The organism is Bacillus sp. FSL W8-0920 (assembly GCF_038593215.1).
GTDB lineage: Bacteria > Bacillota > Bacilli > Bacillales > Bacillaceae > Bacillus > Bacillus pumilus.
Window position 1 is genome coordinate 2909402 of sequence record NZ_CP151974.1, and the last position, 18952, is coordinate 2928353.

18 protein-coding genes are annotated in these 18952 nt (G+C 39.6%); 6 read left to right on the forward strand and 12 right to left on the reverse strand.

Features of this window, described 5'->3' with window-relative positions; all coding sequences use genetic code 11:
• Window positions 1-8: 8 nt before the first annotated feature.
• The 3 genes from essB to NSS78_RS14875 form a co-directional block, all read right to left on the reverse strand.
• On the reverse strand, window positions 9-1322 hold the full coding sequence (gene essB / locus NSS78_RS14865) for a type VII secretion protein EssB (RefSeq protein WP_212045498.1): 1314 nt from the start codon (window positions 1320-1322) through the stop codon (window positions 9-11).
• A gap of 14 nt (window positions 1323-1336) precedes the next feature.
• Window positions 1337-1576, reverse strand: coding sequence for an EsaB/YukD family protein (locus NSS78_RS14870; protein WP_003213579.1), 240 nt, complete (start codon window positions 1574-1576; stop codon window positions 1337-1339).
• 95 nt (window positions 1577-1671) lie between these two features.
• A complete protein-coding gene (locus tag NSS78_RS14875) occupies window positions 1672-1965 on the reverse strand; it encodes a WXG100 family type VII secretion target (RefSeq protein WP_003213769.1) in 294 nt (97 codons plus the stop codon).
• Window positions 1966-2369: 404 nt separating this feature from the next.
• Between NSS78_RS14875 and NSS78_RS14880 the strand changes: the two genes are divergently transcribed.
• The 3 genes from NSS78_RS14880 (at window position 2370) to NSS78_RS14890 (ending at window position 5558) form a co-directional block, all read left to right on the forward strand.
• On the forward strand, window positions 2370-3599 hold the full coding sequence (locus NSS78_RS14880) for a PucR family transcriptional regulator (protein WP_212045499.1): 1230 nt from the start codon (window positions 2370-2372) through the stop codon (window positions 3597-3599).
• Between the two features lie 110 nt (window positions 3600-3709).
• Window positions 3710-4846 carry an alanine dehydrogenase gene (ald, locus tag NSS78_RS14885; protein WP_061409499.1) on the forward strand — a complete coding sequence of 379 codons (1137 nt, stop codon included), beginning with the start codon at window positions 3710-3712 and terminating at the stop codon, window positions 4844-4846.
• 115 nt (window positions 4847-4961) lie between these two features.
• Window positions 4962-5558 carry a biotin transporter BioY gene (locus NSS78_RS14890; RefSeq protein ID WP_003212636.1) on the forward strand — a complete coding sequence of 199 codons (597 nt, stop codon included), beginning with the start codon at window positions 4962-4964 and terminating at the stop codon, window positions 5556-5558.
• 70 nt (window positions 5559-5628) lie between these two features.
• Here NSS78_RS14890 and NSS78_RS14895 read toward each other — a convergent pair whose 3' ends face one another.
• The 3 genes from NSS78_RS14895 to NSS78_RS14905 all read right to left on the reverse strand — a co-directional run bounded on the left by NSS78_RS14895 (window position 5629) and on the right by NSS78_RS14905 (window position 9525).
• The gene (locus NSS78_RS14895) at window positions 5629-6405 is read right to left on the reverse strand and encodes a sporulation protein (protein ID WP_212045500.1); all 777 of its coding nucleotides are present in this window, start codon (window positions 6403-6405) and stop codon (window positions 5629-5631) included.
• Between the two features lie 159 nt (window positions 6406-6564).
• Entirely contained in the window at window positions 6565-7893 is a 1329-nt protein-coding gene (locus tag NSS78_RS14900) for a Na+/H+ antiporter family protein (RefSeq protein ID WP_003212911.1), read from the reverse strand.
• A gap of 141 nt (window positions 7894-8034) precedes the next feature.
• Complete coding sequence (locus NSS78_RS14905) at window positions 8035-9525, reverse strand: leucyl aminopeptidase (protein ID WP_050944058.1); 1491 nt, start codon at window positions 9523-9525, stop codon at window positions 8035-8037.
• A gap of 325 nt (window positions 9526-9850) precedes the next feature.
• On the opposite strand from NSS78_RS14905, the gene NSS78_RS14910 reads away from it, so the two are divergent.
• On the forward strand, window positions 9851-10327 hold the full coding sequence (locus NSS78_RS14910; RefSeq protein WP_003212726.1) for a divergent PAP2 family protein: 477 nt from the start codon (window positions 9851-9853) through the stop codon (window positions 10325-10327).
• Window positions 10328-10369: 42 nt separating this feature from the next.
• On the opposite strand, the gene NSS78_RS14915 is transcribed toward NSS78_RS14910, so the two are convergent.
• The 4 genes from NSS78_RS14915 to NSS78_RS14930 form a co-directional block, all read right to left on the reverse strand.
• A complete protein-coding gene (locus NSS78_RS14915; RefSeq protein ID WP_003212854.1) occupies window positions 10370-11014 on the reverse strand; it encodes a 3D domain-containing protein in 645 nt (214 codons plus the stop codon).
• Between the two features lie 99 nt (window positions 11015-11113).
• On the reverse strand, window positions 11114-11434 hold the full coding sequence (locus NSS78_RS14920) for a YuiB family protein (protein ID WP_003212933.1): 321 nt from the start codon (window positions 11432-11434) through the stop codon (window positions 11114-11116).
• An 81-nt stretch (window positions 11435-11515) separates the two neighbouring features.
• Window positions 11516-11641, reverse strand: coding sequence for a YuiA family protein (locus NSS78_RS14925; protein WP_157957789.1), 126 nt, complete (start codon window positions 11639-11641; stop codon window positions 11516-11518).
• Between the two features lie 128 nt (window positions 11642-11769).
• The gene (locus tag NSS78_RS14930; protein WP_161792789.1) at window positions 11770-12987 is read right to left on the reverse strand and encodes an NAD(P)/FAD-dependent oxidoreductase; all 1218 of its coding nucleotides are present in this window, start codon (window positions 12985-12987) and stop codon (window positions 11770-11772) included.
• A 391-nt stretch (window positions 12988-13378) separates the two neighbouring features.
• Here NSS78_RS14930 and yumC point away from each other — a divergent pair, with 391 nt between their 5' ends.
• Window positions 13379-14377, forward strand: a complete 999-nt coding sequence (yumC, locus tag NSS78_RS14935) for a ferredoxin--NADP reductase 2 (protein WP_212045501.1) — start codon at window positions 13379-13381, stop codon at window positions 14375-14377.
• Window positions 14378-14423: 46 nt separating this feature from the next.
• Here the strand turns inward: yumC and NSS78_RS14940 are convergent, their stop codons facing one another.
• Window positions 14424-14630, reverse strand: coding sequence for a hypothetical protein (locus NSS78_RS14940; RefSeq protein WP_008346803.1), 207 nt, complete (start codon window positions 14628-14630; stop codon window positions 14424-14426).
• A gap of 202 nt (window positions 14631-14832) precedes the next feature.
• On the opposite strand from NSS78_RS14940, the gene NSS78_RS14945 reads away from it, so the two are divergent.
• Entirely contained in the window at window positions 14833-15249 is a 417-nt protein-coding gene (locus NSS78_RS14945; RefSeq protein ID WP_212045502.1) for a hypothetical protein, read from the forward strand.
• A 595-nt stretch (window positions 15250-15844) separates the two neighbouring features.
• Here the strand turns inward: NSS78_RS14945 and NSS78_RS14950 are convergent.
• Window positions 15845-18466, reverse strand: coding sequence for an ATP-binding protein (locus tag NSS78_RS14950; protein ID WP_212045503.1), 2622 nt, complete (start codon window positions 18464-18466; stop codon window positions 15845-15847).
• Window positions 18467-18952 lie beyond the last annotated feature (486 nt).

Below are 18952 nucleotides of genomic sequence, written 5' to 3' on the forward strand. Positions count from 1 at the left end.
CGAAAGAATTATTTTTTCTCATCTTTTTTCGTCTGAGAGGTTTTCTTTTTCGCTTCAGATTCTTTCTCTTTTTTCTCTTGATCGGCTTTTGACTGCTCTTTTTGTTCAGCTGTTTCATCTGTTTGACTTGCGCCCGAGGAGTCATTGGTGCTTGTCTCCGTTGTTTCTTTTTCTTCATATTTCGCCATTTCCTTAATGATCGGATCTAGCTGTTTTTGTTTTTCTTCCGCAGAAAGACTGTCATCGTTTTGAATGTCGTTGCGGTAGGCGACGAGTGCTGTAAATATGTACCGGTCGTCTCCAAGTACCCGTGCAATATCAAGTGCTTCCTTGCTATTGCCTTGTCCAATATGAATCCAGAAAAGGAAATATTGCGGATCAGTCTGTAATGTGTATGTATCTGTGATTTCTTTTTTATGCTGATCGAGTAACAGGTTGCCTTGATTTGTTTGTACATACGAAATGGCCAGTTCATATTGAAGAGAGACCGGCATTTGATTGGCTGAATATTTTTCTAACGTATCCACCACTTGGCTGTACTGTTTGTTGAGATAATATTTGTTTGCCTCGACATACGCTTCTTGTTTCGGCATCGCAAAAAAGAAGGTGTAAATGGTGTACACCAATGCTGGGATTAATAGGACAAGCAGACCTAGTCCGATATATCGTTCGACCTTCCATTTCTTTTTCGGAATGGTCAATAGCGTTTTCTCTTTCGTTTCAATCGCTTCGATCTTTTGCTGAATCAGGGCAGACAATTCTTCCAGAGACTGCGTTTCGCTGATCTCTTTTGCCAGTTCAGATAATTTCAGTGTCTCGCTGTAAGCCACATATTCTTGAAACTGATATTCATGGTCCACCACTCGAAGAATGACGGCTTTGACCTCTTTTAACAGACGATGCTCATCCGTTTCATATGGCGGGATGCTTTCTTTGACGCCGTAATGCAAAAATGCAGTAGCTAAGCCTTGATGAAAAACAATGTTTTCAGGAGAAACAATAGGATGCAGCCGCTTCACGTCGTGTTTGCACACTGCATCGACAAGCTGGTATGAAAAAATCCATTTGCTTTTTTCATCCTTCGCATGGATGAAACGAAATTCCTGATAGGCAGGAGGCGGTTGAATCGAAATAATGACCTCATCTTCAGTTAATTGAATCTCTTTTTTGAATGAAGGGTTGATGTCTTTGATCGGTGCCGCTTCTAAACCGTCTAAGAGTTTAATGGTCTCTCTTTGAAAAATGAAGCTGTAGGTTCCGCCCTCTTTTTTCATCACTGCTTCTAATTGTTCTTCTAAATAGGAACTCTTTTTATCTGCCATTTACAAAAGTCCTTTCATAGTATTTCCAGCCTGTCTCCTGTGGTGATTCCACAGTCTGACAGCTTATATTCGCCTGAAAACACAGCTTTCTTATTGACTACTCGCACCCAGCCGCCTTCTCGCTTAGGAAGTGAGATTTGTTTTGCCTGCCAGGCGATATGGATGACTTGTTTAATATGTAAATAATTTGATAGTCTCAAATCAAACACACTGCCATCATAATTTTTTAAGTCGATGGTAATATCGATATACACAAATTTCCACCTCACAAAATAGAAAGAGCGCCGGCATCCATTGACAGACTCGGCGCTTTTTCTGCTTTTCACACTTAGAAAGGAAATCCCTTTGATTAGCCGCGGATTTGGCTAGCGATGTCTTGGTCAGTGCTTTCAAGTGTATTTGCCGTTTGATCAAGCTGATTGCTGACATCTGTTAATAGATCAGACATTTTGATGAATGAAGGCTTTAACTGCTCGTATTGATCAGCAAATGCTTCACTAGAAGCACCTTCCCACATTCCTTTTAAATCTGAGATCATTCTATTTAGACGATCAACTTGGTTTAACACTTCTTGACTTTCAACACCATATTGCTTAGCGGTCGCTCTTAGTTCTTCTGGGGTTACGCGAATAATTCCTGACATATTCCTCATTACCTCCCGTGCATAGCCGCCATATAATGGGCTAATCCACTTATTTTTTGACGTTATTATTATAAAAACAGAAATGATACACAGTCAAACAAATCTGTTTTTATTTTACAAAATGAGTCTATAGAATTACTGTATTTTCGCTTTTTATCTAGTATTTAACATTTTTTTGGTCATATATTCTTAATAAGTGTAGACACACTTCACTGAATCTTTCCGCCTATTGATTTATTACTACGTTATTATTGTACTATTTCTTTTTCGCCTTCTTTCAGCATGATACGCTCGCTTCTCATAGCGATCTCTTTTTTAAATTTATGGCATTTTGTTATTGATTTACGTACCGCTTTCTCTTCATAATGTAAGTACGTGAAATATTCGAAAAAGCAGGGGTTTTTATGACAAAAAAGACAGATCCATTTAAGTATAGTCTTGATCGTTTAGAGGATGTGGCAGACCAAATTAGTGATGTGCTCAATTGCCCTATTACTATAGAAGATACGCATCATCGATTGCTCGCTTATAGCACACATAATGATTTTACTGATCCCGCCAGAACTTCAACCATTATCTCCCGCCGTGTACCGGAAAAGGTCATTAATCGGCTTTGGAAGGACGGCATCATTCCTACACTCCTTAAAACAGACGAACCGCTTCGTGTCCCTCAAATTGCAGAGGTGGGTTTATCTAGCAGGGTTGCCATTTCAATCTGGAAGGACAAAGAAGTACTCGGATTTATCTGGGCGATTGAATCCACACAGCCTTTTTCAGAAGAAGAAATGGACCTTCTGAAGATGGCAGCACATGCTGTTAAAAACAAATTACTTAACTTACAAATTCGCAAAACGAAAACAGAAGAACGCAATCAGGAGCTTTTTTGGAAGATGCTCACAGGTCATATTCATGAAAAGGATGAGATGCTCGACCTATTTTTAAGACTCGGCATCAGATGTCCAGACACGTATGCCATCATCATCTTCCGACTTCGTGACGAACTCACAGAGGACACAGAAAAAAAGCTATCTTATCTGCTTGAAACAACACAGCAAGTCCAAGTGCTGTTAACGACTGTTGATTTTCACGAATTCATTATTCTTGTCTCACCAAAAACAGAGCACCCACTGCAGGATATTAAACAATTCACAAGCGGCATGCTGCAGCAGCTGTCTGATCGTTATCATATCCATCACGTTCAAGCAGCGATTGGTGGAATTTACGATAACATCTCTCATATTCAGCCATCCTATAAAGAAGCACTGGCTGTATTAAAAACAAAAGAGCGCTTCCCTGTTGAAACCGAACGTTTACACAGTTTTTCTGAACTTGGTATTTATCAATATTTAGATGTCCTCGCTGAAAAACGAAGGGGTTCATCTTACTCCAGTTACTCTTTATCAAAGCTGGAAGATTACGACCTGAGGCATCATTCCAACCTAGTCGAAACCCTTGAACGGTTTATTGACTGTGACAGCAATGCCAATATTGCCGCAAAGCAATTAAACATCCACATCAATACATTGAATTACAGATTAAAACGCATTACGGACATTGCAGAAATCGATTTAAAAAACATGAATGAGAAAATGACCATATACCTTGATATGAAGCTAAAAAACGTCCATTTGTGAAATTTCACAAAGAGGCGTTTTTTTATTTTTTATTTCAACCGAAGCATTTTTTAAACATTCAGGATACACTAGACATACAATATGAATAGATAAGCATGGGAGGAATAAACATGATCATCGGCATTCCGAAAGAGATTAAGAACAATGAAAACCGAGTGGCATTAACACCAGGAGCAGCTTCTCAATTACTTTCAGCTGGACATCAGATTTTGATTGAAACAAACGCTGGTTTTGGAAGCGGATTCACTGATGACGATTATGTATCTGTTGGTGCAGAAATTCTTGATCAAGCGAAAGATGTGTGGGCTTCTTCTGATATGATCATGAAGGTAAAAGAACCATTACCTGAGGAATATTCATTTTTCAGAGAAGGACTCATCTTATTTACGTACCTGCATCTTGCGGCAGAGCCCTCCTTGGCTGAAGCTTTAAAACAAAAAGGCGTCACAGCTATTGCTTATGAAACAGTAACGGACGGAAAATCACTCCCTCTCTTAACACCTATGTCTGAAGTGGCAGGCAGAATGGCCGCCCAAATCGGTGCACAATTTTTAGAAAAGCCAAAAGGCGGTAAAGGCATCTTGCTCGCAGGCGTACCAGGGGTATCAAGAGGGAAGGTCACAATTATAGGCGGCGGTGTTGTTGGAACAAACGCAGCGAAAATGGCGATTGGACTTGGCGCAGATGTCACTCTTATTGACGTAAACGCAGAACGATTACGTCAGCTGGACGATCAATTTGGTCATCAAATGAAAACGTTAATGTCTAACCCTGTCAATATCGCCGATTCAGTCAGTGAGGCGGACCTTCTCATTTGTGCGGTGCTGATCCCAGGTGCCAAAGCACCAACGCTTGTGACGGAAGAAATGGTGAAGCAAATGAAGCCCGGTTCCGTCATCGTAGACGTAGCCATTGACCAAGGCGGCATTGTCGAAACCATAGATCATATCACAACACATGATCAACCTACTTATGAAAAACACGGTATTTTACATTATGCTGTCGCCAATATGCCTGGAGCAGTTCCACGGACATCGACTGTTGCTTTAACAAATGTCACCGTTCCCTACGCACTGCAAATTGCTAATAAAGGCGCTGCAAAAGCCATTCAAGAAAACAAAGCCATCGCAGAAGGTGTCAATGTCATGAACGGACATATCACATATGAAGCCGTCGCTCGTGATCTCGGCTATGATTATGTACCTGTTCATCAAGCGATCGATGCGTCCTCTATGACAGAAGCTTAATACAGACCCGCCCTTTTGATGGGCGGGTTTTATTGTTAACCAATATTAAAAACAGGTTGACAAATAACCTTCATCCCCTTAATCTATTTGTACAGATAAGACAGGGGGAAACATCATGCAACAGAAAACAAGAACCGCTGATTTTGTGCTAGTCGGAATGTTTGCTGCACTCATGGCGATTGGAGCGAATATCACATCCATTGTGCCGTTTTTACAGGTCGGCGGAATTCCACTTACGATGCAGCCATTTTTTTGTGTACTTGCTGGTCTTTTGCTCGGCAGACGGCTTGGTGCTTTAGCGATGATTGTATATGCCTTGGTCGGAATTGCTGGCGCACCTGTATTCGCACAGTTTTCAGCAGGCTTTGGGGTGATTTTAGGCAAAAGCGGTGGTTTTGTCTTATCGTATATTCCTGCTGCCTGGCTAGCTGGATTCATTTTAGAAAAAAGAAAAAATCCTGGATTTGGCCGCTTTTTACTTGCAGCTATTGCAGGTACGACCGTCATGTATGTGATCGGAACGACTTATACGTACCTCGCATTAAATGTGTGGCTGAATGCCCCGATTTCTTATCAAACCACGTGGTTCTTTATGATCTGGTTTATGGTGAAAGATTACGCATTGACGATATTACTTGCGATGCTGGCACCTAAAATTTATCGCTCTGTTTCAAAAGCTACGTCCTTTCGAAAACAACAAGCCGCATCATAAGTGCAGACATCATCTACAAGTTGAACATAGAGAAAAGAGCCTATCTTCATTTAGGCTCTTTTTTCATCATTTATTCAGCGTATTGGTCGATGATTCCTTCTAGCATCCCTTCAAGCACTTCTACATCTTCAAGGTCTGATGGACTGAAGCGGTAGCGCACAAGCTGTTCTCCATCATGATACATCTCCTCAAGCCACCCTCTGAGTCCTCTTGCTCTGCGGTCAACTTCGAAAACAATGTCTAATCCGCCTTCATCTATCAGAAAAATCAGCTCTAATTCATCAAGCATATAACGATAGTCATCTGATGTCGGAATAAACTCGAATTCTTGAACAAATGGCAGACGACGCTGGAAGTAAGGTGCTTGTTCACAGTCCGCTTCGTTCAGGTGGAAGCCAAGATTTCTAGTGGCCTCCAGTACATTTCTCACCCAAGGATGTGCTTCAACGAAAATGCGATCATAGTCCGATTTATCGATTCCTCCTTGGATATCAAGGTCTGTCATTACTGCAATTTCTACTTTTCCGATCGTCATCGGGGTATCGATAGGAAGAATAAATGAAAACGGAAATTCATGCTTTTCGCCAGGCTGGATGATAAAAGAATCCGTCACCCGTAAAGTAAAGATATTCACATATTTTCTATGCTCTTCATCATCTTTCACAATCACATACTGTGTTTGAATCTTGACATTGATATAGCGGATGTCCTGAGAGATTTTCCCGCCTTTTGCATGGACAGTTCCCCTTACCTCTTGTCCAGGATAATAAGTGTTTTTCTCCAAAATGGTATCTACCTTTGCCGCACCAATCCCTGCACTTGCCACTAGCTTTTTAAAAAATGACATCTCTCATCTTCCCCTTTTCGTTTTTATCAGCATATATACGTAAGATAGAGGAAGAAAGATTCATTTAATTCATACTTTAGTCCTAATTATTTTTTCGCTTGTGAACAACAAAAAAGCTTATAGAAAAAACATCATCGTTTTCTCTACAAGCTTTTCATCTTACAGGATAATCGCTGCAAGCCAGCCGAATAGAACAAGTGGGATATTATAATAGATAAAAGTCGGGACACATGTACCCCAAATGTGGTGATGCTGTCCATCCATGTTCAATCCAGATGTCGGTCCAAGCGTACTGTCACTTGCAGGTGAACCTGCATCACCAACAGCCGCAGCTGAACCGATAATGGCAATGGTCGCCATTGGACTAAATCCAAGGTGTAAACAAAGTGGAACAAAGATGGTCGTAATAATAGGAATCGTGGCAAATGATGATCCGATCCCCATTGTCACAAGCAGACCCACAAGCAGCATTAAAATGGCCGCGAGACTCTGGCTGTTGCCGATAAATTGTGAAGATGCTTTAACAAGCGTTTCAATGTCTCCTGTTTTGGTTAAAACGTTGGCAAATCCAGCCGCAACAAGCATGACAAAACCGATAAATGCCATCATGTTCATGCCAGATGTAATCAGTTGATCTGCTTCATCGCGTTTCATCATTCCGGTCACAAACAAGACAAGCAGTCCTGCGAGTGCACCGAAGATCATCCCTTCCACGCCAAGGCTTTGAGACAGATAAAGCTGGACAATCAATGACACGAGAATGGCAAGACCGGCAAAGAATAGACTTTTTGTCGTATAGGCTGATTTCTCTACATCTGTAATATCGCGATCCTCATATACTTTTGGCTTACGATACATGAAAAGAGAGACAATCAATCCTAGCACCATCCCCCCAACAGGGATCAGCATGGCATATGGAATATCTGCTAAATTCACAGCTAGACCTGCATCCTTCATATTGTCACGGAGCATTCCGTGGAAAATCTGTCCAAAACCGACTGGAAGTAAAATATATGGTGCAGTGAGTCCGAAGGTCATGACACACGCTAGCAGTCTACGGTCAATTTGAAGCTCGTTAAACACTTTTAATAATGGCGGAATTAAGACCGGAATAAAGGCAATGTGAACAGGAACGACGTTTTGTGAAAAACAAGATACGATCAAAATCACAAGAATGATCAGTACTTTTGATAATGTTTTTCTTCTTGAGTCGCCTTCTTTTCCTAAAAGCTTCACTGCTCCTTCAACCATGGCATCTGGAAGACCCGTTTTTGTCAGCGCCGCAGCAAATGCCCCTAAAAGCGCATAACTAATTGCCACTGTCGCATTTCCTCCGAGCCCGTCAGTAAAGGCTTCCACTGTTCCTCCCAGGCCTAATCCACCTGCAAGTCCGCCAGCTAAAGCACCAAGTGCGAGGGCAATGACCACATTGACCCGCAGCAAGCTTAATATCAACATTAAAACAACCGCTAAAACAACTGCATTCATGGTGAAACCCCCGAAATCCTTTAGTTTACTAATGTAGTAGATAATTAAAGTACCAACGTATGTTACCATAGAAAAAATACTACGTCAAATGGCGTTTGACCTACATAAAAAAGGCCCTGCCATTTGGCAGAGCCTCATCCTTTATTTCTTTCCTTCAAATCGTTCCACAAATGTGGCCAATGACCGTACCATCACACCTGTCGCCCCTGTTGGCCCAAAGCATGAAGGCTTTTCTGTTGTGGCTGTTCCTGCAATATCCAAGTGAACCCAAGGCGTATCCTCAGCAAATTCACCGATGAAAGCTCCTGCCATGATCGCATGTCCATCACGTCCTGGTGAGTTATTGAGATCTGCCATTTTGCTGTTTCGTACGCGCTTTTTATCTTTTTCAGTGATTGGCAGCTGCCAAATCATTTCACCGCATTCTTCTGATGCCTCTTTAAACTGGGCATACAGTTCATCGTTATTTGTCATGACGCCTGTTGTCTCATTTCCAAGTGCCACAATGACTCCGCCTGTTAATGTCGCCACGTCTACAAGAACAGAGGCACCGTGCTGCTTCGCATATGTCACCCCATCTGCTAAAACAAGACGGCCTTCTGCATCCGTATTCAGCACTTCGATTGTTTTACCGCTAAGCGACACAATGACGTCATCCGGTTTCATCGCGTCAGCCGAGATCATATTGTCTGTCGAAGCAATAACAGCAATGACATTTTGCTCTGGGCGCAGTTCACCGATGATTTCCATAGCGCCTAAAACAGAGGCTGAGCCGCCCATATCAGTTTTCATCCCAACCATACTGGCTCTTGGCTTTAACGAATAGCCACCAGTATCATATGTGATGCCTTTACCGACAAGCCCAATCACGTCCGTCCATTCTTCCTTGCCTTGATATTTCAGAACGATGAGCTTTGGTGGTTCTGTTGAGCCTCTATTGACAGCTAGAATCCCGCCCATCCCGAGCTCTTCCATTTGTTCTTTATCTAAAATTTCAATCTCAAATTCGTATTTATACGCAAGCTCTGCCGCGTACGAAGCCAGATCAGAGGATGTGAGCATATTCGGCGGCATATTCACAAGGGTACGAGCCGAATTGACGGACTGTCCGTAGACCTCGCCCACTTTCAGACTTGCCTGAATTTCAGTCGTATCATGATCCGTCATTGCATAAACAAATTCGATGAAGCGATCCGGCTCATTTGTTTTATGTTTAAAATCTTGTAATTCATATGTAGCTAAAAGGCAGCTTTCAGAAAGGGCATGGGCTGCATCTTGGGCAGGCAGATCCTTTCCAATAAACGTATCCAGTAAGACCGAAACCGCTTGCTTTTTATCTTGATGAAGCTTTTTAAATAAATGGGCAAACCCTTCTTTTGCCTCTTCAAACGTGTAATCTGATTCCTTCCCAAGTCCGACAAAATAAATGCGTTTGATGCCTGTTTCAGGGGATGGGAAAAACTTCGAAAGCTGATTTCGTTTAGATGAAATATCGCCTTCTTTTAATAATTCAGTGATTCGTCCTTCAAGTAATTCATCCATTTCTTTTGCTTTTCCTGATAATTGGCTCTTTTGAAAAAGTCCGATCGCCAGTGTATCTTTATGTTGCCATTCATTTGTCGAGAAAAACATATTTATCACACGCTCCTTCAATGAACTCCATTTTTCACATTGGAACTTCTATTATATCAAAATTTGCGGGTCTATACGATCATTGCCAGTCTGTCTTTACTTGATGAACATTTATATTTTCACACGCGGAAGGGCATCATGAAAAAGCGATGAAAACTTGTACAGCCCGTCCGCGTCTCCTCGTTCCACATCTACTTTCTTTAATGTTATAATTGAACATGGACTTGGCAGCATTTGAATCTGCTATCATTTTTTCATCATACTAGGGTACACAGTCCACCATTTTGCACGATATTTTTTCTTACAGAGAGGATGTTTCTTGTTCATGAGCGTACTGACGAATTTTCCGCTGCTTGCCAGCCTTGCAGCCATCTTTTTTGCTCAATTTGTAAAAGTACCGATTCAATTTATCATTTCTAGACGACTAGATTGGTCGCTCATTACAAGCACAGGCGGAATGCCAAGTTCACACTCCGCAGCCGTAACAGCACTCTCAACAGCAGTGGCTTTAGAGCACGGGCTAAATACATCAATCTTTGCGATTTCCGCCATCTTTGCGATTATTACCATGTTCGATGCGACAGGTGTGCGCAGACAGGCAGGAGAACAGGCAACTGTACTGAACAAGCTGGTAACAGATTTTAACCGATTTGTTTCTGAAGCAAAGAATTTCCCGAGTGCGGAAGAAAAAGAAAAGCAAAAGAAATTGAAAGAGCTTCTTGGTCATAAGCCGATTGAAGTCTTCTTTGGCGGCTTAACAGGGATCTTGCTGACACTTATCTTAGATTATTACTTCATGTAGAAGCGAAAAAAGCTTTGGACCTCAAACTTGTCCAAAGCTTTTTTATTCTTTATTGGCTTGAAACTGCTGACGGAATACTTGCATTGATTTTGCTTCATTAAGCTGGTTTAAGTCTTTTTCCGTTAACGTTCCTTCGCCCTTTTTGATGATATACACATCGAGCACTTTTTTACCCCATTCTCTATACACATCATCTACTGTTTCATAGTATAAATCAAGCTTATGACCTTTAATGGCTTTTCCCGTATCTGCGACCACTCCGTAGCCATAGTTTGGGATAAAGAGCACCGTTCCAATCGGAAAGACTGATGGGTCCGCAGCCACAGTTGAATATAAATCACGTTTCACTTTGACGCCTGAATATGTAATGCCATATGCATGGTGTTCCTTCGTTTTACCTGTTGATTCCACACCTGCTGTATAGCCTGTGGCGACAACCTTTTGCTTCGGGTAATCGTTCCAATTGAACGCTTCTTCGAGAGAAATAGCCCGCAAGTCATCACTTTTGAGTGCCATCGTTTCTCTTTTTTGCTGTTGGAAAAAAGAAGATACTTGCTTGCCAGGATCAGTCTCTTTCACCCAGGCAGCTACATCACTTGGTTCAACTCCAGATATGCCCGTAAAGCTTGTCAAAAGAGCAAGCATAAAAAGGGCTGTCATGAACAATCGTTTCATCCATGTTTTCATCTTTATTTGTCACTCCTCTACCCATCTATTTGTTTCCAAACAAAATGGAAACTATGCAAAGGAGAAACAAAAAAACCCACTTGCCTATCTACAAGTGAGTTAAAACATTTGATACCCTCTTTTTCGAAGTGCATTAATGACAAAACCTGATGCAATTGCACCAATCAGACCGCTTAACAAAATAATGATATCAGCCGCTGCGAGAGAGACAATGCGGTCCCCTATTCCTGAAAAAGCGATGCCCGGTTCTCTGACATAAGCAATCATCTTTTGATTGTTGATAATGAAAAGGCATACAATTGGATATAAAATAGCCATAATCCATGACATTCTCAGCAGCATATTGAGCAAAAAGCCAATGCCGAAGAATAACACGAAAAATAAAATAACGGAAATAATAACGACTGGTAAACTGATCACTTCATCTCCACCCCCAAATATCCCATCATTAGTTTAACTTGGAAATAGAGATGAAGTCAATCAATGGAAAAAGCAGATGGATTAAAGCTTCTTTCCTGTCCCTTTACATTCCTCACATGTTTCAGATCCGCCGAGCAATAGCTGAAAATATCCTTTCCCCGAACAATATTGACAGGTGGACTTCTTTTCTTTTGTATGTGCATTCATATTGCTCACTCCCTTAATCTAAATTTTCTGATAATTTATCATACCATACTTTACTGCCGATAACCAAGTAAGAAAATATGTCAAAAAAAACGTGTATCACGAGGATACACGTTTTTGTCTATATCGGTTTAGAAGAACTTGAATTTTCCTTTTTTCAGAACAAGTCCTGGTCCGCCAACCATGAATAAAGAACGGTTGTCGATGATTTTCTTCATTGCTGAAGCTTTTGTTCCTTGAAGTTTTTTACCAAACGCAACACCTACAGCGTCGTGTTCACCAAGAGAAGCAACTGTTCCTTTGATGTCTGGCTTAAAGCTTTCAAGAGAACCACCTTTCACTAGTGCGGCAAGGTTTTTCGCTACTGTTTCACCTTGCTGCATAGCGATTTGTGCAGTTGGTGGGTATGGACGGTTGATTTCTTCATTGATGATCAATGAACAGTCACCGATGATGAATACATCATCATTTTCTGGTACACGAAGATCTGGAGATACTTTTACGCGTCCGCGCATGTTTTCAAATCCAGCTTCTTCAACGATTGGGTTACCGCGTACACCAGCAGCCCAAACAACAGTTTCAGCTTTGATTTCTTCAGTATCATCGTCTTTTCCAACAATGATGCCTTCTGGCGTACATTCTTTGATCGCTGTACCAATTTTGAACTCAACGCCTTTACCTTGAAGGTAGTTCATTGCATAGTCGATCAATGCAGGATCGAATCCTGGAAGAGCTGTTGGTGCAGCTTCTACACAGATGATGCGCACATCTTTTTGATCAATATCATACTCTTTGCAAAGCTCAGGCACACGGTTTCCAAGCTCACCAAGGAACTCAATACCTGTGAAGCCCGCACCGCCGACAACGATTGTCAAGCGCTCTGGACGTTTTTCAGCTTCCGTATTATACGTCGCAAATTGAAGCTCAATATGCTCACGAAGCTGACGAGCAGAGTTGATGTTAGAGATTGAGAATGCATATTCTTTCAGTCCTGCAATACCAAATGTTTCAGGAACAGCACCAAGCGCAACAACAAGGTAGTCGTAAGAAAGTTCACCATCTGATGTCACGACTTTCTTCTCTTCCTTATTAATGCTTTCAACTGTTGCTTGTACAAAGTTGACACGGGAACTGTTAATCACATCTTTGATTTGATAACGACAGCGGTCATGATGAAGTGTACCTGCACTTGCTTCATGTAACCATGTTGTTTCGTAATGATAATTATGCTTGTTCACAAGAGTAATGTCCGCATCATTTGTGCCAAGCTGTTTTGTTAATCTTGTTACAGTCATTAATCCGCCATAACCTGCACCTAATACAACGATTTTCGGTTTATTCACTGGAATCACATCCACCTTTTTTAAATTTGCTGTAAAACGGATAAAGAATTACATATCGTTATTCTCAACCGCTTTGCGGCATTTTATGAAATTTAAACAAAAAAATAAGTATGTGAAAATCTGAACTTTCACCTACATAAAACGAAAGCATTTGACCGTATCCGACAAAAATTCATAAAAAATTAATATTTAGTTCCCTTAACAATAATAGCGAGTTCTGATCCAATTTTCAAGGCTTTAAACTGAAAATCCTTATGATAAACGGTCTTTCTCACTTTTTCCTCTTTTTCAAAGCTTCGGCATCAAAAAACGACAAGTTTTTCAAAACAAGTCAAACGACGATGTGTGGTATGATATGATATAGTGATAACAATTTTCATTTGGGAGGATTAAAGAAATGCAAGAAGATTCTAAGGTATATGACATTACCGTTATCGGAGGCGGCCCAGTAGGATTGTTTACTGCGTTTTACGGTGGCATGAGACAGGCAAGTGTGAAAATCATTGAAAGCCTTCCTCAGCTCGGCGGTCAATTATCCGCTCTTTACCCTGAAAAATACATTTATGATGTGGCTGGTTTTCCAAAAATCCGCGCACAAGAATTAATTGATAACTTAAAGGAACAAATGGATAAATTTGATCAAACCATTTGCTTAGAGCAAGCAGTTGAAACGGTTGAAAAACAGGCAGATGGTATCTTTAAACTTGTGACAAATCAAGAGGTTCATTATTCTAAAACGATCATCATCACAGCTGGTAACGGTGCATTCCAACCGAGAAAGCTTGAGCTAGATACAGCAGAATCATTTGAAGGAAGTAACCTGCATTACTTCATTAATGATTTGAATCAATTTGCTGGCAGACGTGTCGCTGTTCTTGGCGGCGGAGACTCTGCGGTGGACTGGGCACTGATGCTTGAGCCAATCGCAAAAGAAGTATCGATTATTCACCGTCGTGATAAATTCCGTGCACATGAGCACAGTGTAGAAAACTTGCACAACTCGAAAGTCAATGTGCTAACACCATTTGTGCCAACTGAGCTCATTGGGGAAGACCGTATTGAACAAATTGTGCTTGAAGAAGTGAAAGGCGATAAAAAGCATGTACTAGATGTGGACGACGTGATCGTCAACTTCGGTTTTGTTTCCTCCCTTGGACCAATCAAACAATGGGGCCTTGAAATCGAAAAGAACTCCATCGTGGTCAAATCCACGATGGAGACAAACATCGAAGGTTTCTATGCGGCAGGAGACATCTGTACGTATGAAGGAAAAGTCAAGTTAATCGCAAGCGGATTTGGTGAAGCACCAACTGCTGTGAACAACGCGAAAGCTTACATGGACCCGAAAGCTCGTGTACAGCCGCTTCATTCCACAAGCTTATTTGAAAATAAATAAGAACGGATCAAAAAAAGGAGTTCCATCTGCGGAACTCCTTTTTTGTTTATTTAAAAATCCCAATATAGGCATTCGCCATTCCAAGTACCATTGCAGCAAGTAACACCACAACAATTCCTGCCACAACCAAAATCACCCGATCCTTCACGCGTTCCTTTTTCGGAAGCGGCTTGTCTATCCCGCAAGATGGACATGTTTTTGAACGATACGGAATCAGTTCATGACAGTTCCTGCAATTGATTTGTTCACTCAAACCTCAGCAACCTCTTTTCTGATGACAGTTTATGTTTGGTTCTCATGATACTCTTTTCGAGTGGAAATAGCCAGTTGTGAGGACAAGCTGTAACAAAATTGAGCGATTTACAAATTGTTTAAGAAGGAATGGAATCAATGAAGGTTTGATTGGTTCAACCGATATAAGAATGAGAAGATCGTAATGAAGGATAGGTGGAAAGATGATAAAGCGTTTCATGATTAGTTTAAGCTTGTTACTGATGATTGGCGGTTCAGTTGAAGTGTTTGCAAAAGACTATAACAAACATTATGCTCAATTCGCTGCCGGATTGAATATGGATGTTGATCAGCTAGAACCTTTTTTAAAGCGTGTATCCACTTCGGTTTTGGATTCTGGTTTGAGTGATCAAGAAATCAAACAGATACTCACCAACGTTCAAAAAATGAATAAAAACAATGAAACAAAAAGAATGGGCACTTTTGAAGTGGTGTACCATGAAAAAACAGCAAAGATTAAAATTGAAATTGAAGTCCATGTGGAAGATGGCAATAAAGAAGTGGTGATCTATATGTTTAGCACCCAAGAGTTGGTGGATGTCTTGGATAAAGAACTATTGAAAATAGAAGAAGCAATTTGAGAAAGAGACGCTGAATGAGTGTCTTTTTTTCTAAGCTGCCAGTAATAATTTCTCTATTTTTGTAAATTTTATTCCTGAAAAAAAACTGTTTTCATTAATATCTACTAGCTTAACATGAGAAAAATCGTAAGGAGATAATGCAGTTCTCTTTCTCTGATGAATTGCGCCATCATGAGTTTTGCATCCTTACTGGCCATATAATTGAGCCCGAGGGTTGTTTCAACTTGTGTTTCCCGGTTATTAGGAAGCTCGCAGGAAATTAAAAAAGTTAATATTACCTTTTTTTCATTCTATTAATAGCAATACTACTGTTATTATACTTAACTTCTTTAGCTACAATTATCATTGGACTAATATTTAATTAGATTAAGAAAATGAATAAACGAATAACTAAGTCAAATTACCCTGATTTCTTACTAAAATCTCCTCTTTAACTTCAGGAACATAAACAAACTATTTATCGGCATTTTTTATACACGATATGTTAGAATTATGATACGTGCGACTGAATCTACTATGGGGTTATACTGCTCATGACCCTAGCAAAGAAAGGGACCCATTAGAGTCCCTTAACTAACGTGTTGATGTTCTTTAATTAATCTTTGGTAAATTGTATTATTTCAACATTAATTTCAATCTTACTACCATCTGAAGTTGTTCCTATTTTCATGGGTTTTTTTCTGTCTTTATTATTATTATAATAATTGTGAAAAAATTCATCTATATTCAGTTCATATATCTCTGCAAGCGCCTTTAACACATTATGCCTTGTATTCCAATTCCCAATATCAATTTTAACTTGACGCCAATTTTGAAAAATAACATCTCTCCCCCCAAAGCTTGTAGCTATAACATTTGGCTCTAGGGATTTAAGATTTAAAATTTCGCCTATTTGATATCGGGAAGTAAAACCTATTTTTTCAGACCATTCGTGTTCTTTTATTTGAGAATAATTCAGCCAACCATGATTTGTGTAACATAATGGAAAACCTTCACCATTACCACCTAACGCATAAATGATATCCGCTACACTGTTCAACACTTCTGGGGATAAGTGATTAAAATACTCAAGAATAATTCGACCTTGTTCGGTTGCCCATGTAGCAATTGTTTTTTCAGACGCAACAGGAACCCCTCTGCTTCTACTGGCTCCATCTACTTCACCAACCACTACGCCGAATACTCCTCGTAGCTTTTCAACATACAAACCACCGCATGTTAGATATCCACTAATCTCACTATTATAGTACCCGATTTCTTTAGTTGGGCTTATTCCTGCTCGTCCTACTTGTACACCATCTTCATTAAATATTGGCTTTACTAATACCGAATTTTTTTCAGCTAAACTTTTAATGTCATCGGGACAATTATTTTTTTGATAACCTGATAAACTTATGATGAAATCAACAGGATTAATATTTTTCCAATCATCCGCTTCAATTATTTTTTGAACTGGGTGATTTTCATACTGGATATATAAATCGACGTCTAATGTAGGAGCTATCATTCTACAAATTGATGCCAACTTTTCGTTCGATTTGACCTTGAATATCTCATCAGAAGCATCTAAAATTTTTAACATTGAATCAAGTAATTCCTCTTTATTTTCTAAATAAATACGTATACTTGTCCCTGGGTCCTGTAAACCCTCTCTCACATTACATTTTTTTAATATCGGGCGACCACTAAGCCCCATCCCAAATTCCAGTATTTTAGTTTCACTAGGTCCATCATATATGGTCCTTGTTTTTACTACTACTCTTTCCCCCCACATAAAAGTAGAATAAAAACCTATTCCAAATTTACCAATTGATTCAAAATTACTTGTAAGTAATCCTGGATGTTCTTTTGTCATTAAGTAGCTTCCCCAATAGCTTGAACCAAAAGCTAGAAGTTTTTGACACAAAGTATTCTGTGACATTCCTATACCACTATCTATTATCTCAATAAAATCATTACTATTTTCAACACCAACTTTTATTGTGATACTTCCCCAAAGTTTCCCATGGTTTTGAATTGTTCTTCTTGCATGCAAAGCATCCCTTGCATTTTGAATAAGCTCCCTTAAAGGAATTGTACTATCTTTCCCATATAAACCTTCACCTCCTAGTTGTTTAACTAAATGAGGTACATCACTTACATGCAGGCTAGCACTTACTGGTTCCCAACCATTTACACGAATCACTTCTGATAATTTAGTTGGGCTTTCTATTCCTTTTACACCTTTTATTATAAAAGTCGGTTTGTTTTTTTCCTTTAATATCCTGTCAACACTTTTTAGCTCGTTATTTACCATAGATAAATTTTCATATGCTAGCCACCAAGCATCAATTTCATCTTCATTAAATCTTTGAACAGAGGTAAAAACTAATTGGTCACCTTGACAAGTTGGTCTTGATAACTTCCCCTGAAACTTCCAATGAATATCACTATAATGTTCAGGTTTCCTTAAAGCTCTCAGAAAAGCTGGAGCCCTTCTACTATCTAAATGTGCAGCATCAGCCACACGGAGTATACATGCCAACTTTAGTATATCTACAGACCAACTATCTGGATAGGATGGTGGAGCACCAATTTCTATGTTTAAGACATTTTCCATTTTTTCTATTGACCAGCCATGACTTGATGCTAAAAGACCTATATATTCTCCAAAATGCGCTAATAATTCTTGATCTTCCAACAGACGGTAGCTCTGTCCCTCTTTAGTAGTCCAAACTGCACTCACAAGATTTTCTGCATGCGTTGCATGCAGTTCTCTTAAGCGAGTAGCCTTTGCATTATCAAGAACATTTTTAGGAATATTTTCTCTCTCTTCTTGTGTTGGAATTCTTCCTAGTTCCTCTCTTAAAGAATATTCAACTATATCTTCCCATTCTTCCCCTTCAAAAAGTTGGCTCACATCATCTACATAAGCAGCCGATGCCATCCCTAAATCATGAAGAAGGATTGCACTACCTAATACAAACGCCTCCATCGGATTTAATTCATAGCCTTCACCAACAATTTTCGAAGCTGTTTCCCATAGGGCATCGATGTGTGTAATATCATGAACAGTAAAATTAGGTAAATCTCTTGCAATTTCAGCAGACAGTATCATAGTATTTTTTCTAAAATTCTCGTAAGCTGATAATAAATTCATTCTAAAAGTTTCATATTGGTCTATTTGTTTCTCTCCTATGGAACTTTTCCATAAGCTACTATCACTTATAGTTTGCATATAAATCCTCCAGTATAGAAGTAATATATCTATTGAACTGAAAATTAGTTCATACAAGATATTAGTTTTATATATTCTAATTATAACCTTTATAGTTTTTTTTTTACATACCACCTTCATAATTAATCAAAACTGATTTCTTATTGATATATCATTGGAAATTAAATAAAAGAACACTGCTTATTCGAAAATAATGTTGTATTACCTTTTTGAACTCACTTTTTACCAAGACTGGTTCTATTCATTATTGTGAAATGATACGCTAACTGATTTCATACCTTTTCCATAGTATAGCTTTACACCAGTTTCATATTAATCCATTCCCATCTGTCAGAGTGGGGGTTATATAATCGATCATAACTGTCAGACATAAGTCTTCCTATTGTATACCTTTCACTATCGAAGTAATATCCGGGACTGACCCCCTAAGATGAGACAAATAAAAAACACCTTCAAGTTTGAAAACGGATCGTTGTGATCCGAAAT

Coding starts and splice junctions, on each gene's coding strand:
- NSS78_RS14910 (WP_003212726.1), top strand. CDS start 9,851: ATGAGCGTACTGACGAATTTTCCGCTGCTTGCCAGCCTTGCAGCCATC.
- ald (WP_061409499.1), top strand. CDS start 3,710: ATGATCATCGGCATTCCGAAAGAGATTAAGAACAATGAAAACCGAGTG.
- NSS78_RS14875 (WP_003213769.1), bottom strand. CDS start 1,965: ATGTCAGGAATTATTCGCGTAACCCCAGAAGAACTAAGAGCGACCGCT.
- NSS78_RS14900 (WP_003212911.1), bottom strand. CDS start 7,893: ATGAATGCAGTTGTTTTAGCGGTTGTTTTAATGTTGATATTAAGCTTG.
- yumC (WP_212045501.1), top strand. CDS start 13,379: ATGCAAGAAGATTCTAAGGTATATGACATTACCGTTATCGGAGGCGGC.
- NSS78_RS14905 (WP_050944058.1), bottom strand. CDS start 9,525: ATGTTTTTCTCGACAAATGAATGGCAACATAAAGATACACTGGCGATC.
- NSS78_RS14880 (WP_212045499.1), top strand. CDS start 2,370: ATGACAAAAAAGACAGATCCATTTAAGTATAGTCTTGATCGTTTAGAG.
- NSS78_RS14950 (WP_212045503.1), bottom strand. CDS start 18,466: ATGCAAACTATAAGTGATAGTAGCTTATGGAAAAGTTCCATAGGAGAG.
- essB (WP_212045498.1), bottom strand. CDS start 1,322: ATGGCAGATAAAAAGAGTTCCTATTTAGAAGAACAATTAGAAGCAGTG.
- NSS78_RS14945 (WP_212045502.1), top strand. CDS start 14,833: ATGATAAAGCGTTTCATGATTAGTTTAAGCTTGTTACTGATGATTGGC.
- NSS78_RS14895 (WP_212045500.1), bottom strand. CDS start 6,405: ATGTCATTTTTTAAAAAGCTAGTGGCAAGTGCAGGGATTGGTGCGGCA.
- NSS78_RS14915 (WP_003212854.1), bottom strand. CDS start 11,014: ATGAAAACATGGATGAAACGATTGTTCATGACAGCCCTTTTTATGCTT.
- NSS78_RS14890 (WP_003212636.1), top strand. CDS start 4,962: ATGCAACAGAAAACAAGAACCGCTGATTTTGTGCTAGTCGGAATGTTT.
- NSS78_RS14925 (WP_157957789.1), bottom strand. CDS start 11,641: ATGAATGCACATACAAAAGAAAAGAAGTCCACCTGTCAATATTGTTCG.